This window comes from Mesorhizobium sp. WSM4810 (genome assembly GCF_055811235.1).
The window spans coordinates 247,969-262,270 of the sequence record NZ_JBVVQV010000001.1 but is presented as its reverse complement, the minus strand read 5'-3'; the positions used below and the strand labels follow the sequence as shown (position 1 = coordinate 262,270).

Genomic DNA, 14,302 nt, shown 5'->3' with positions numbered 1-14,302 from the left:
ATCGAGGTGACAGAGCTCGCGATCGATCAGGGAGTGGTGAGATGTCGCAAATGTTCGCGGATGATGCCCTCTGGTTGCAGCCCAAAGAATTCGCGCAGGATTATCTGGCATCGCTGTGCATCGCATTGGCGCAGATCGATACGGATGCCGTGGAGGAGGCGATACAGATGCTGCGCGCCGTACGCGATGCAGGCGGCACAGTCTTCGTCGCCGGCAACGGCGGCAGCGCAGCGACCGCCTCCCACTGGGTCAATGACCTCGGTAAGGCCACGAAACGCTCGGGAAGGCGGCCAATCCGGGTCATGGGCCTGACAGACAACGTCTCCTGGATAACGGCGCTCGGCAATGACGAAGGCTACGAGCGCATCTTTGCCGGCCAGATGGAGAACTTCGCCAAGCCGGGTGACGTGCTCATAGTGATTTCAGCCAGCGGGAACTCGTTTAATCTCGTGCGGGCAGTCGAACTCGCTCGCGAAAGGAAGGTAGCCACCATCGGCATTGTCGGTTTTGACGGCGGCACGCTTAAAGAGCTCGTCGATCAGCCAGTATGGGTGCGGTCTGAAAAAGGCACCTACGAACTCGTCGAGGACGCCCACGCCGCGATCTGTCATGCCATCACGCGATACCTCGTCGCCGACCGACCGGAGCGCGGTCAATGAATATTGTCCTGCCGAGCTCTCCCCGCCTGCAAAAGGCAAATGTCGAGGGCCGCACCTACAGCCGGCCGCGCCAGGCGGTCATCCTGGCCGGCGGGCGTGGCACGCGCATGCGGCCGATCACACTCGACCGCCCGAAACCAATGGTGCCCGTGCTCGGCCGGCCTTTTTTGGAATACCAGATCGAACAGCTGCGGCAGGAGGGGTTCGAAAGGGTTCTTCTTCTACTCGGGTATTTGCCCCATGTGGTGATGGACCACTTCGGCGACGGCAGCAGGTTGGGCCTCAGTATCGAATATGCCGTCACCCGTCCCGACGACCTCACCAGCAGCCGGGTATCCAATGCCCGTCACCTCATAGATCCGTGCTTCCTGCTGCTGTATTGTGACAATTACTGGCCGATGCGCATGGAGCGGCTGTGGCAACGCTTCTGTGCGGCCGGCAAGCCTGGAATGATCACGGTCTACAGCAACAAGGACGGCTATTCACGCGGCAGCGTGATCCTTGATGCGGACGACAATGTGACCGTCTTCGACCGGCTCCGCACCACGCCCGGGCTGCAGGGAGTCGAGATCAGCTATGCCATACTGACCGATCTCGCCCTCGAACTCCTGCCCGACGAGGACGCCCTCTTCGAGGAGGCCATCTACACGCCGCTCGCGACGCAGCATCGCCTCGCCGGCTTCGTGAGCGAGCACCGCTATTACAGCGTGGGTTCGATCGAGCGTCTACCCGCGACGGAGCGCTTTATGAGGCGCGAAAAAACCATGCTCGTAGATAGGGACGGCGTACTCAACTGCAGACCGCCACGGGCTCAATATGTGTGTTCATGGGACCAGTGGGAGTGGGTTCCGGGTGCAAAGCAGGCGTTGGCCCTTCTGAACGAGGCCGGCTACCGCGTAATCATCATCTCGAACCAGGCAGGGATAGCGCGCGGAGCGATGACCGCCGCTGATCTCGAGGCGCTTCACCAGCGCATGTGCGCCGAGTCCGAAGCCGTCGGCGGCAAAATCGCGGAGATCTACCACTGCCCACATGGCTGGGACGACGGCTGCGACTGCCGCAAGCCCAAACCCGGCATGCTGTATCAGGCACAGCGCGACTTTGATCTCGACCTCACACGCACACTCTTTGTCGGCGATGACGATCGTGACCGTCAAGCGGCCGAAGCCGCGGACTGCCTATATGCGCAAGTAAGCGAGCAATGCTCGCTTCTGGACCTCACCCGTCAACTTCTTTCGAAAGCGGAGCAGGGCAGACATGAATGAACCAACACGCGTTCTCGTCACCGGACACAATGGATATCTCGGTTCTGTCATAGTGCCCGTGTTGCAGGCAGCGGGCTATCAGGTGGTCGGGTTGGACGTGGGATATTTTCGTGCGTGCACCCTGGGAGCCGACAATACCAGTGTGCCCGAGATCACAAAGGATCTGCGCGCCATCGAACCCCCGGAACTCCAAGGCTTTGACGCGGTGATCCATCTGGCGGCACTCTCGAACGACCCGATCGGAAATCTCAACGCGGATTGGACGAGGCAGATCAATGCGGACGGGACAGTTCGTCTGGCCACGATGGCTAAGGCGGCCGGCATCCGGCGGTTCCTATTTTCCTCCTCCTGCATCATGTATGGCATGTCGAAAGCAGCCGTCGTCGACGAAACCGCCCCGCTGGCGCCGCAAACAGAGTACGCAAGATCGAAGGCTGTTGCCGAAGAAGCGCTGCGCTCGCTGGCGGACGACCGGTTCTCGCCCGTCTATTGCCGCAACGGCACCGTCTATGGTCTCTCGCCGCGAATGCGCTTCGACACCGTGCTGAACAATTTCATGGGCAGCGCCTTCACAACTGGACGTGTCGAAGTCCACAGCGATGGCACGCCATGGCGGCCCGTGGTTCATGTCCAGGATGTCGCGCGCTATTTCAAATTGATGCTGGAGGCGCCGCTACAGGACATTCACAATGAGGCGTTCAACATGGGTGTTGAAGGCCTCAATCTTCAGGTGCGCGAGATAGCGGAGATCGCCGTTGAGGCCGTCCCCGGCGCGCAGCTCACAATGACACCGAAGCCGGGCGCGGACCAAAGGACCTACAAGGCGGACTTCACCAAGTTCTCACGGACTTTCCCGGATTTCGAGTTTCAGTCGACGGCGCGAAAGGGAGCGCAGGAGCTTTACGAGGCGTTCCGCTCGATCGCACTTAGATTTGAAGACTTTGCCGACAAGCGGTTCACGCGGCTGCGCTGGCTCAATCATTTGCTCAACGCGGGGATGCTCGATGATCAGCTGCGTTGGCGAACCGCACAGCCGCGTGTTGCCTAATTTTCATTCCGATGGTGTTCGAGGGGCAAAATATGGAACAGCTAGACGATACCAAAGCCGTGGGGCGCAACTCAGGACTGGACCTTCCGACCATCACCAATCGCGCTGCACAGCGTCTACCGTCTCTCGTCCTGACGCGCACGCCTTTGCGCGTCAGTTTTGCTGGCGGCGGTACCGACCTGCCCGATTTCTACAATCGCGATTGCGGCGCGGTCTTCAGTGCGGCAGTGGACAAATACATCTATGTCACCGTCAAGCGTCACAGCGAGATCTTTAATGAACCCATCCGCTTGAACTATTCACAGACAGAGCAGGTAAACACCATAGAGGAGATCAAGAACAACATCGCTCGCGAATGCCTGCGTTTCCTGGAGATCGAACCGCCGATTTACATCTCGACGGTCGGAGACATGCCGGCCTCGACGGGCATGGGGGGGTCGAGCTCGTTCACGGTGGGACTGCTCAACGCCCTGCATGCATTCCGGGGAGAACGTGTCACCCCTGGCCAACTCGCCGAAGAGGCATGTCACATCGAGATGCACATCCTCAAGGAGCCGATTGGCAAGCAGGACCAGTATGCCGCCGCGTTCGGGGGCATGAACCTGTTCCGCTTCCAGCCTGGCGGCGCGGTAATGGTCGAGCCGCAGCGGGTGCGCAATGGCGCCGTCGAACATCTCTTCAGCAACCTGATGATGTTCTGGACATCGCATCAGCGACCGGCCAGTTCCGTGCTGGCGGAGCAGAAGGCGAACACGTCAAGCAATCTCGATACGCTCAGGCGGATGCGGGACGATGCCTTCATGCTTCAGGAGATCTTTTCGGAGCCCGTCATCGACATAGAACGCTTCGGTGCCGTTCTTCACGCAGGGTGGGAGATGAAGCGGAGTTTGGCATCCCGCGTGAGTAACGCGGCGATCAATGGCCACTACGACCTCGCCAGGGACGCAGGTGCGGAAGGCGGCAAGCTGTGCGGCGCCGGCGGCGGCGGATTCCTTATGTTCGCGGTCAAGCCGGAACGCCGGGAAAGCGTAAGACGCGCACTCTCACACCTAGCCTATGTGCCTATCGGCTATGAAGTCCACGGCTCGCGCCTCTTGCATCCGGCGCAAGTCTAATGCCGTCCCGCGATCCCACAAGCGGACCGCCGGCGCGAGCAACCCTCAGGAGAGCGTCGGAGATGCGACCCGGCGTGACACTCATTTGATCAATGGATCTACGATGCTTTTTACAAAGACCGGTATTCCCGGCGCCACCCTGGCGGAACTGCAGAAATTCGAAGACGAGCGGGGCTTTTTCGCGCGCGGCTGGTGTTCACGGGAATTTGCCGAGCAGGGACTTCCGGATCATGTCGTGCAGATGAATATTTCATTCAACAGGCACAAGCATACACTGCGCGGCTTCCACTACCAGCTGGCTCCCCATGGCGAGGACAAGATGCTTCGCTGCATCCGGGGCAGCCTGTACGACGTGTTGATCGACCTGCGGCCCGAGTCGCCCACCTATAAGCAGCACCTCACTGTGGAACTTTCCGCGGCGAACCAACGGATGCTGGTGATACCGAAGGGCTGCGCGAATGCTTTTCTCACCATTGAGGACCAAACCGAGGCCACGTATCTCGTCTCCGAATTCTATGCACCGGCAGCCGAACGCGGTGTTCGTTGGAACGATTCTGCTTTCGCCGTGAAGTGGCCAGTGGATGAGCCGGCGGTGATCTCAGATAAGGACCGGACTTGGCCGGACTACGCCGACTGACCTTTCTCGGCGACGAACTTGCGGGAGCGCTACAGAGGAGACGCAAATGTTCATCGTCGACAGGGAGTTGGAGTTGCTCCAGGCTGAGGGGCGTCCAATTCGCGTGGGTATGGTGGGGGCCGGTTTCATGGCCCGAGGCATCGCGATGCAGATGCTGCGATATGTTCCGGGCATGGAACTCGTAGCCATTTCCAACAGACACGTGGAAAAGGCGCGAGAGGCCTATGCCGCTGCAGGCGCGGACGATGTGACGGAGGCGACCAGCACCAAAGCGCTTGAGGATCTCGTGGCCCGCGGCCGCCGCGCGATCACGGCGGACCCGATGCACATTTGCGAGGCCGAAGGCATCGACATCGTCGTCGAGGCGACAGGCGCGATCGAGTTCGCTGCCCACGTCACAATGCGCGCGATCGGGCACGGCAAGCATGTCGCCCTGATGAATGCCGAACTCGACGGCACGATCGGCCCAATCCTGAAAGTGTATGCCGACCAGGCAGGCGTGGTCCTCACCAATGTGGAGGGGGATCAGCCCGGCGTCATCATGAACCTCTACCGTTGGGTCAGGGGCCTGGGCATACGTCCCGTGCTTTGCGGGAACATCAAGGGCCTGCACGATCCCTACCGAAATCCGACGACCCAGGAGGGATTTGCCAAGAAATGGGGGATGAAGGCCCCGATGGTCACCTCCTTCGCGGACGGCACGAAGATCTCATTCGAGAACGCCATCGTCGCCAACGCCACAGGCATGCTGGTGGCCAAGCGCGGCATGTACGGGCCTGTGGTCGAGCCCGGGACCCCGATCCAGGAGGCGGTCGGCTGGTATCCGCTCAATCAGCTCCTCGAGGGGCCGGGGATAGTTGATTATTGTGTCGGCGCCATGCCCAACCCCGGCGTCTTCGTTCTTGGCACCACTGAGAATGCCGTCGAGAAACACTATCTGTCACTCTACAAGATGGGCCCCGGGCCGCTCTACTGTTTCTATTGGCCTTATCATCTGTGTCATTTCGAGGTGCCCTTCACAGTGGCGAGGGCCGCGATCTTCCGCGATGCTGCGATTGCGCCCCTGGGCGCGCCGACCGTTGACGTGGTGGCCGCCGCCAAGCGGGACCTTAGTGCCGGAGAGATCCTCGATGGCCTCGGACATTACATGACCTATGGCCTCTGCGAGAACGCGCGGACGGTGCACGCCGAGCGGCTTGTGCCGATCGGGCTCGCCGAGGGCTGCCGACTGCTGCGCGACGTCAAGCGCGACGAGGTGCTCGGCTATGACGACATCGAGCTTCCGATAGGGCGGCTGTGCGACGCGCTGCGCCGGGCGCAGGATCTTGTCTTCTTCGGCAGCTCTGCCGCGTCACCGCAGCGCGAGGTTCTTACAACCGCTTAGTTAGCGGGATGTTCCGCAGACCGAGCCCGAGGAGGTTCGAGATGGCCGAACCGATGGCGCGAATGCTATCCGACTTCCATTACCTGAAGCATGCCGCCGCGCTTTGCCTCCTCTTTGTGGGTACGACTTTCCTGGCCCTTAACCCGGATTGGATCGACAGGCCCCTCGTAAAGGCCATTAACACCGTAGCGAGCAATCAGCCCTTCGCCAGCCGGCTCGCTTTCGGTGCCGTCTACCCAACAACCGAGGGCGCTATAGTTGTGTCCTTGCTTTGGTACTGCTGGTTCGCCCATGACAGGCCGGAATCGAGGGCAAGGCTGGTGAGCGGCGTCTGCGCAGCTGTCCTCGCGGCGCTCGTCGCGCATTTCCTGCAGGGCACTCTGCCGACGACGCCAAAGCCGATTTTTGACGCCGCACTTGGGCTTCATATCCCGGAGGTTCTGGGCGACGCTGCCGTCCTGCGCTCAGCGCCGTTCGCCGGCAGCCCCGGGTTCCCCAGTGAGCGAGCGGTTCTGTTCGCGGGTTTAGCGATCGCCATTCTTCTCGTTCGCTTCGAACTTGGACTCCTCGCCCTGGCCTGCACCTTGGTAATAGAGCTTGCGCGAGTCTACTTGGGGCTGCATTATCCGACCAATGCTCTGGGTAGCCTCGCCTTGGCCGCGACCCTGGCATGGCTAGCACAAACGCGCCCGAGCCTTGAACTCGGCGCCTTGTTTCTCCGGTGGGAGCGCGGCGCCGCACCAAGCTTCTATCTGTGCAGCTTTCTGGTCTCATACCTTGTTATTGCGTTTCAGGACTTGCGCGAACTTGCCAAAGGCCTTCTCCAGTAGGAACTGGTGTGAAGCCGGCCAGGAAACGTCATCTTGGCCAAGCAACAACAATCATGCTGAAGGGTTCGCAACAGCGGCGAATTACCTCAACGCAACAGGTCAAAAATCCGGCAGCTGGATAAGGCCCCTCCACGGTTTCTCCTGCGGGCACGAATTGTCATTTTTGCTGACGCGATAACAAGCCTTACGAGAACTTCGACAAGCCGCCGTCGGTGGCGGGGATCGTCGGCAACAAGCGCCCCGACGCCACGCTTGCCAGGTGACCCGAGATACAGGCTGGACGCGAACGTTTCTCAGCCGGCATGGCCCGCGCCGCACTGGTCAAACGACCCACATGTTCGGCATTGCCGACGGCAGCATGGGCGCAAGCGCTTGTGAACTGACGGCTCGCGGCGGGCGGCTACGTCCGACGAGGCTAGCCAAGCAGAAAGGGGACGCACGGGAAGTAGCTGTGACGGGCATTGAGCGGTGGGATTACCTCCGTTTGGTGGCGTGCCTCCCACAATGACACTCTGGTCGAACACAGCGCTTTCGCCTTTCATTTGAGGAGTGCGGGGGCGGACCGTAGCTCGACGGCGCCACCACAGCCCTCAACGATTGGATGGGACACGATGACAGATCGCATTGCGCTCATAACTGGTGTGACCGGTCAGGACGGTGCCTACCTTGCAAGACTGCTGCTGGAGAAAGGCTATACTGTCCACGGACTGAAACGCAGATCCTCCTCCTTCAATACCGAACGCATCGACGACATCTACGTCGATCCGCACGAACCGGACGCACGCTTCTTTCTCCACTACGCCGACCTGACCGATGCGACCAATCTCATTCGTATCATTCAGCAGACGTGCCCTACCGAAATCTACAATCTTGCGGCCCAAAGCCATGTCCAGGTAAGCTTCGAGACGCCGGAATATACCGGCAACGCCGATGCCCTTGGCACACTCAGGCTGCTTGAAGCCATACGCATCCTGAAGATGGAAGAGCGGGTGCGCTTTTATCAAGCGTCAACCTCCGAGCTGTTCGGCAAAGTCCAGGAGGTGCCCCAGACGGAGAAGACGCCGTTCTACCCGCGCTCTCCCTATGCGGCGGCCAAACTCTATGCCTATTGGATCACGATCACTTACCGTGAAGCGTACGGAATGTTCGCTTCCAATGGCATACTGTTTAATCATGAAGGTCCCACGCGCGGCGAGACGTTTGTGACCCGCAAGATCACACGTGCGGTTGCAGGTATCGAGCGGGGCTTTCAGTCCACCCTCTATCTTGGAAATCTAGACGCGAAACGCGACTGGGGGCATGCTCGCGACTATGTGGAGGGCATGTGGCGGATTCTTCTGCACGCCGAGCCTGACGACTTCGTCCTCGCCACGGGCGAAATCCATTCGGTGCGCGAGTTCGTGGAACGTGCCTTTCGGGCAGTCGGCCGCGTCATCGTCTGGGAAGGTAAGGGGGTGGACGAGATCGGCCGGGATGGCAAGACAGGAGAGATCCTCGTCCGAGTCGACCCACGCCATTTCCGTCCGACGGACGTCGATCTCCTGATGGGAAATCCGGCGAAAGCCCGCTCAAAGCTCGGCTGGTCGCCTAAGACGACGTTCAGCGACCTCGTGGCGGAAATGGTGGCCGCCGATCTGAAACGTCTGGAGCGAGAGAGCTGGCACATGGACAGTAGCGTCTAGAGTGGGCCACCGGTCATGGACTACACTTATCGGCTCGACGCAAAACGCGTATTCGTGGCTGGCCACCGCGGCATGGTCGGCTCGGCTGTGGCGCGGCGATTGGAGGAGGAAAACTGCGAGGTCCTAATGGCTCCGCGCGACGTTCTCGACCTTCGAAATCAGGACGCCGTGTATCGCTGGATGACAGAAACCAGCCCCCACGCCGTGGTCCTTGCAGCCGCAAAGGTCGGCGGGATTCTCGAAGCGAATGTCATCCGGCGCAGGCGCGGCCACAACCCCGCTCGCAGGAACGACGACTTGCCAGCTCCTGAAGCGCCGAGAACCACGAGCGCCCGCTCGGCGCCGGCATCGCGCACATAACATGCACGGCTGCCGCCGCTCTCGATGCGCGCGCCGGTGGCCTGGATAAAACCTTCAGCTTGCTCGTCAATCTCGGCAGGCTCACGCTCAACGTGCTTTTGTCCTTCGCTCAGTTCGAGCGAGAGGTCACAGCAGAGCGTATCCGCGACAAGATCGCCGCATCGAAGAAGAAAGGCATGTGGATGGGCGGCGTGGTGCCCCTGGGCTATCGCGTCGACAACCGCAAGCTGGCGATTGACGAAACCGAAGCGCAAACAGTTAGACACCTATTCGATCGCTATCTCGCCCTGAAGTCGGTCCGGGATCTTGTCGATGAGTCGAGTGACGGGCTCTCGGCAAGGACGCGACAACGCAAAGACGGATCTGTTGCCGTCACAATGCCGTTTGGTCGCGGCAATCTCTACCACCTGCTTTCGAACCCGATCTACATCGGCAAGATCAGGCACAAGGATCAGGTCTACGATGGAGAGCACGAGCCGATCGTCACGTCTGCCACATTCGAGGAGGCCCAGGCACTTCTCGCCTCGCAAGCGCCACGGCGGCGAAGCCAGTCCAATGTCACGCAGCCTCATCTGCTCACCGGTTTGATCGTCGACGAAGCCGGCGAGAAATTGCGATCGGTTCATGCCAACAAGCAAGGTGTCCGCTACCGATACTATGTCTCAAAGCAATTCGTCGATGAGCGCCGGAAAGGGTCATCGGGTTGGCGTCTTCCAGCGCCCGCACTTGAATCAGTTGTTGAGCATCGCCTGAATCGAATTCTCAGTGATCAGGCCCAACTGTCTGGTTGGATTCAGCAATGGGCCGACGCTGGCGAAATTCAGTCGGCGATGCGGCGGGCAGAAGTGATGCGGTCGTGCTGGGCATCAGACACTGCGGAAGCGAAGCGATTTATGCTTCAAAAGATCGTTCGGAGGATCACCCTCAAGCCCGGATCGTTGACGATCGAACTCGATTGCCGCTCGCTATCGGAATTGCTTCTCGACCGTACTCTGCCTCCCAACGATAGCGCCCAAGTAACTTCGATCGAATGTCCAAGCGGTATGAAGCGGCGCGGTGTCGAGACGCGGATCGTGCTTACAGACGGGTCCAACATCAGCCGAGAACCCGACGGCGCCTTAATCGACCTTGTGCGTCGAGCCCGCCTCTACCTGGAGCAACTTACGGACGGAGCAACCGCAGCGTCACCGACGTTGCCATGCTCAATGGCACCGACACGTCTGAGGTGAGTCGACTTCTTCCCTTCGCGTTCCTCGCTCCGAAAATAACGGCCAGCATCGTTGCCGGTGATCAGCCTGTCCAACTGACGGCGCACAGACTCTCGCGGGTCTCTGACCTGCCACACGCCTGGACCAGCCAGACTGCTCTCCTCGGCTTCTGACACCAATCCGGCGTGCATCTGGCTGATCAGCCAACCATCGCTTTGCCAAACACTTGGCTACGGAATTCGCCCGACAGAGACGGACGGCCAAAAGTCAGGTGTTTTGGACGCTCACTGCGGAGCCTCAGCCAAGTGTTGCCCACTACTCGGCGCTAACCCACGGACATGTCGTAGCTATTCTGAGACGGGCGAAAAACCCGGAAATCCGGTGGACTGAATGGTGGGCCCGGAGGACGTACCAAGTCGGTTGATTTCATTGCATTTTTCGTGGGCCAAAATCAGAAGTCTTCCCGTATCGTTCCGTATCGTTCTGCCGAAGCCAAACAGTTGAACTCAGTGTTTCCAGCGAGGCGCAGATGACAATTAGGGCGGCCGTAAGCTGCTGCCTCAATCCGCCCAATCCATCATAGGCGCCACGGCCAGTCTATGCTCTTGATTTTTCAGGTACACAATCGGATACACAATGAGGTCCTGATCGACCGGCTGCTCGCACACACTTTGACGTCAGTTCGGCGACTGGTCGGTCGGCAACGCCAGTCCCCAGGCTCGATGAAGAGTGTCAGCGTGTTGCTTCAAGCGAGCCGTAATGAACGGGGTCGTGGTTCCGCACGGCATCCAGGATTAATGTAACGATTGCTTGCGCCTCACTCATGTCTGGTAAACGCATTCCGGCACTTCTCGAAAGCGTGTGAGAATAAAAATGCATAAATTTGCGGGCGCGCTCAGCATCAACCGGATCGGTGATGAGACGATCAATACTGCTATCTATGTTAACGTGCTCGAGGAACTTAAACGAAGCGTACCCTTCGATGAATCTCCTCGTCATGTTGCCCAGATTGAAGATGATCTGATGATCGTTCTGGGGGTTCTCGGCGTAGCCGGCAATCTGGTGAAAGATGTAGAGGTACTCGGAGCGATATTTCTGAATGCTGTCAGGGCATGGAATAATCTTCGAAGCGACAAGGCCATTCGCGTCCGTCCGCTCAACGAGATATGTCCGATACATCTGATCAGTCATCTTCCTCATCCAGTCCAGCATGAGATTGAAAAACTCATGGCTGTGGGTCGAGATGAACAGTTGTCTGGCCAGACATTCATGCCTGGCGGGTTTGGGCGCCCCTTCGTTGAACCGGTAAAATGTGGTTCTGATGAATGCGCAAACGTGCAGAAGATGGTGCGCATCAAGGCTCGATATCGGATCGTCGATATAGACGATGGTCTGCGAGAGATTGTTTCCGTTTTCGAGCAGCTTGGTGATGAAGTAACAGAAAGCGATCGCCGTACGCTCGCCTTCGCTCAAGTTTCGGGCAGGTGCTTCGCCGCGCATCAGCTGAAAACGGTCGCTGTCAGTGACTTTAACCTGGATATCGGCTTTCCCGAAAAATCGCCGAAGGGTCTCGTTAATGGCTTCCGCACCTTTGATCGCGTTTGAGAGTTCCGCCTGAAGTTTGGCGATCTCCAGATCAAGGGCAACAAGGGCCGCTTCAGAGTCCGTTTCAGCTTTCTTCTGAGCACCAATTCGGGCCTCAAGTGCAAACCGATCGATCCGGCGCATCGCGTCGGCTGCGTAATGATCCTTTAGCATGGCAACAGCTTCGTTGCGCGCGGAGTTGAACCGACGGGTGCGATCATTGTTCTCGTCTATCAGAGCCTGAAAACGCCTCGCTGCCGCAGCGAGTGGATCGGATTGTGGTTCGCCGTCCGGTGCCTGCACAATATCGAACGGATTTCTCTGCTTTTTCTTCAGGGCATCGATGAGCGCCTGTATGGCACCGTTGAAGCCGTCTCTAGCGAGTGCCAGCTCGCGACCAGCCTGTGTATGTTCGTCGTGCAGATCGGCATAAAAGCCTGATCGGGGATAGGCGGCACCGGAAAACTCCATCCGTTGCCCAGTAAGTTCATCAATGGCTGTGGTGATCCGCTTCTTGAGATCATCAAACGCGTCGGAAAAGTGGGCGTTGAGTGCCGCCTTGCGCGCGGTAGTCAGTTCTCCTTCGCAGAATTCACAGTGCGACTTGCCGTCATGCAGGTGTCGGCCATGTTCAACCCATGTTGCAATATCCGGGTGTTCCACAAGACGCGCGATCGTGGCAGATGAGTCGATCTGATCGCTCAGGAGAGCAATGCCATCGCGCCAGAGTTGGTTGATGGACTGCGTGACAATCGAAAGATCGGGCAGAACATCCTTCTGCTCGGCACTCACTTTGCCGCGTGCTGCCTGAACCTGCTCGGGAGGTAGGGCATCGGGCATCGTGCCATTCCAAGCGCTGATTATGGGACGCAGGTTAGTCCTGTTGAAACGGCCCACCGGAAGCTCGTTCACGATCTGGCTGGCACAATCGGTTTCAGCCTTACTGATTCTGTCATCAAGTCGCTTGGCCTCAGCGACGGCTCCCTTACGCTGATCGTCGAGTTGCGCACGCTGCGTTTGCTTCTGTACGAGGTTATCGCGTCGTTTGATATTTTCGGCACCGAGCAGGAGGATGGGATTGAAACCGTCGGCATCATCCCAACGAAGATGTGCTTTGCGGAAATCCTCATTGAACACACGTACGTTGCAGGCCGTCGCAAAGGCATGACCATACTGTGTGCCGTCAGCGTGCACTACATCAAAGCGCGCGTTGGGATAATCCGGATGAAGTGCGCCACCTTCCAGGCAGCGAAACACACGCGACAGCGTTGTCTTTCCTGAGTAATTCCAGCCGTAAATCAGATTGAACGGCGCGAACTCCGGTAAGGTACCTCCGGTGAAGTTGTTGAAGACACCGAAATCCTTGATGCTTGAAATACGTCTGAACATAATGCCCACCCTAAAATGCGATTCGTTGCTCTAGCCAACCAGCACCCGAAACGCCTCGCCTCACAGCCTGGCGGGTTCCCCCGAAAAGTTTCGAACAGCCATCTTGCGGCAGCGGCAAGTTTCCGGCGGGCGCTGATGGATAGGCGCGCAAAGCATTCCCAGCCGACATTAACCCAAGCTTGAGTTCGATATAGCTTGTCGCCTTCTCTTCGATTTCAAGCAGGATGGTTCGACGTTCAGCGTCAAGACGAGCAACGGTGCTGTCGCCTCCAATCTCGTCTATCTTATCTGCCGCGCGCGTTTGTCGGATCAGTTGTTGTTGAAGGGCGGCGTCGAGTTGCTGGAGCCGCTGCTCGCCTTGCCCCTTCTCGATAGCCAAGCCCTCGAAGTCTATGTCGTCCAAGGCCGAGCGAGCCTGCTCAAACGTCTCCAATGAAAGTTCGGCCGTTACGCGATCCTCGAGCTCGGCTACGGTCATGCGAAGACGATCCCTCTCGCGCAACAACTCGTCGCGCTGCACCACCTCGGCCAAGGTGTCGACGCTGAACGCACTCAGCACCTCATTTTTGCGGTGCTCGTGAATCGAAATTTCGTCGTCGAGGATACCAACGTTCACTGCGCCTTCACGAGCAGCTGGGTACTTTGGCAGCAGACTTTCTGGCGCCTTAGGGTGCGCAAAACTCAGGCCATGGAAAACGACATCCAGACCACCGGCAGTTTGCAAGACCGATTGGGGGCGACCGCAAAAAATAGTCACGGTGTCGGGAAACACGAGCTGTTTCGAGATACGTGACAGGGCATCGTGATTACCGCGGCTCTTGAAAACCCTGATACCAGCCTGAAGCAACCGTCCGATCTGTGTCGCGACAAACCGGGCAGTCTTCATCGAGGTTTGACCGCCATCATATAGGTCGCCAGCAATGACCAGCGCATCCACGCGTTCCTCAGGCACAAATCCACTATCGAAATGAAAGCCTGACGGCTGGCGTCACCCACGAGCTCTGCGAGGTCGAGATTTCTCAGCGCTAGCGAACGAAGCGGTGAATGCAGATGAATGTCAGCCGTGTGAACAAATCGAAACGCCATTTAGCCTCCAGCCAGGGTAGAGCTCGTCCCAGCTTCGTCATAGTCTGGCGAGGGT

General features: G+C 58.7%; 11 protein-coding genes and 3 pseudogenes. 11 read left to right on the top strand and 3 right to left on the bottom strand.

Features of this window, described 5'->3' with window-relative positions; genetic code table 11:
* Window positions 1–41: 41 nt before the first annotated feature.
* The 10 genes and pseudogenes from AC0L3O_RS01255 to AC0L3O_RS01210 all read left to right on the top strand — a co-directional run.
* Complete coding sequence (locus tag AC0L3O_RS01255; RefSeq protein ID WP_473534403.1) at window positions 42–659, top strand: SIS domain-containing protein; 618 nt, start codon at window positions 42–44, stop codon at window positions 657–659.
* The gene (locus AC0L3O_RS01250) at window positions 656–1,924 is read left to right on the top strand and encodes an HAD-IIIA family hydrolase (protein WP_473614536.1); all 1,269 of its coding nucleotides are present in this window, start codon (window positions 656–658) and stop codon (window positions 1,922–1,924) included. Before AC0L3O_RS01255 ends, AC0L3O_RS01250 begins: the two co-directional genes overlap by 4 nt.
* On the top strand, window positions 1,917–2,972 hold the full coding sequence (locus AC0L3O_RS01245; RefSeq protein WP_473614534.1) for an NAD-dependent epimerase/dehydratase family protein: 1,056 nt from the start codon (window positions 1,917–1,919) through the stop codon (window positions 2,970–2,972). Before AC0L3O_RS01250 ends, AC0L3O_RS01245 begins: the two co-directional genes overlap by 8 nt.
* A complete protein-coding gene (locus AC0L3O_RS01240; RefSeq protein ID WP_473614533.1) occupies window positions 2,942–4,087 on the top strand; it encodes a GHMP family kinase ATP-binding protein in 1,146 nt (381 codons plus the stop codon). Before AC0L3O_RS01245 ends, AC0L3O_RS01240 begins: the two co-directional genes overlap by 31 nt.
* Before the next feature lie 103 nt (window positions 4,088–4,190).
* Window positions 4,191–4,724, top strand: a complete 534-nt coding sequence (gene rfbC, locus AC0L3O_RS01235; RefSeq protein ID WP_473614532.1) for a dTDP-4-dehydrorhamnose 3,5-epimerase — start codon at window positions 4,191–4,193, stop codon at window positions 4,722–4,724.
* Between the two features lie 46 nt (window positions 4,725–4,770).
* Entirely contained in the window at window positions 4,771–6,108 is a 1,338-nt protein-coding gene (locus tag AC0L3O_RS01230; RefSeq protein WP_473614530.1) for an NAD(P)H-dependent oxidoreductase, read from the top strand.
* Window positions 6,109–6,149: 41 nt separating this feature from the next.
* The gene (locus tag AC0L3O_RS01225; protein WP_473534397.1) at window positions 6,150–6,938 is read left to right on the top strand and encodes a hypothetical protein; all 789 of its coding nucleotides are present in this window, start codon (window positions 6,150–6,152) and stop codon (window positions 6,936–6,938) included.
* 182 nt (window positions 6,939–7,120) lie between these two features.
* A pseudogene (locus tag AC0L3O_RS01220) lies at window positions 7,121–7,302 on the top strand (ISNCY family transposase); the annotation flags it as partial.
* Window positions 7,303–7,549: 247 nt separating this feature from the next.
* Window positions 7,550–8,620 carry a GDP-mannose 4,6-dehydratase gene (gene gmd / locus AC0L3O_RS01215; RefSeq protein ID WP_473534396.1) on the top strand — a complete coding sequence of 357 codons (1,071 nt, stop codon included), beginning with the start codon at window positions 7,550–7,552 and terminating at the stop codon, window positions 8,618–8,620.
* Between the two features lie 15 nt (window positions 8,621–8,635).
* Window positions 8,636–8,860, top strand: a pseudogene (locus tag AC0L3O_RS01210) (NAD-dependent epimerase/dehydratase family protein); the annotation flags it as partial.
* Here AC0L3O_RS01210 and AC0L3O_RS01205 read toward each other — a convergent pair.
* Window positions 8,779–8,976 carry an nSTAND1 domain-containing NTPase gene (locus tag AC0L3O_RS01205; protein ID WP_473534494.1) on the bottom strand — a complete coding sequence of 66 codons (198 nt, stop codon included), beginning with the start codon at window positions 8,974–8,976 and terminating at the stop codon, window positions 8,779–8,781. The pseudogene AC0L3O_RS01210 and the gene AC0L3O_RS01205 overlap by 82 nt on opposite strands.
* 63 nt (window positions 8,977–9,039) lie before the next feature.
* Between AC0L3O_RS01205 and AC0L3O_RS01200 the strand changes: the two genes are divergently transcribed.
* Window positions 9,040–10,209, top strand: a complete 1,170-nt coding sequence (locus tag AC0L3O_RS01200) for a recombinase family protein (protein WP_473614529.1) — start codon at window positions 9,040–9,042, stop codon at window positions 10,207–10,209.
* Window positions 10,210–10,920: 711 nt separating this feature from the next.
* On the opposite strand, the gene AC0L3O_RS01195 is transcribed toward AC0L3O_RS01200, so the two are convergent.
* Entirely contained in the window at window positions 10,921–13,161 is a 2,241-nt protein-coding gene (locus tag AC0L3O_RS01195) for an AAA family ATPase (protein WP_473614528.1), read from the bottom strand.
* Window positions 13,162–13,744: 583 nt separating this feature from the next.
* A pseudogene (locus tag AC0L3O_RS01190) lies at window positions 13,745–14,247 on the bottom strand (metallophosphoesterase family protein); the annotation flags it as partial.
* Window positions 14,248–14,302 lie beyond the last annotated feature (55 nt).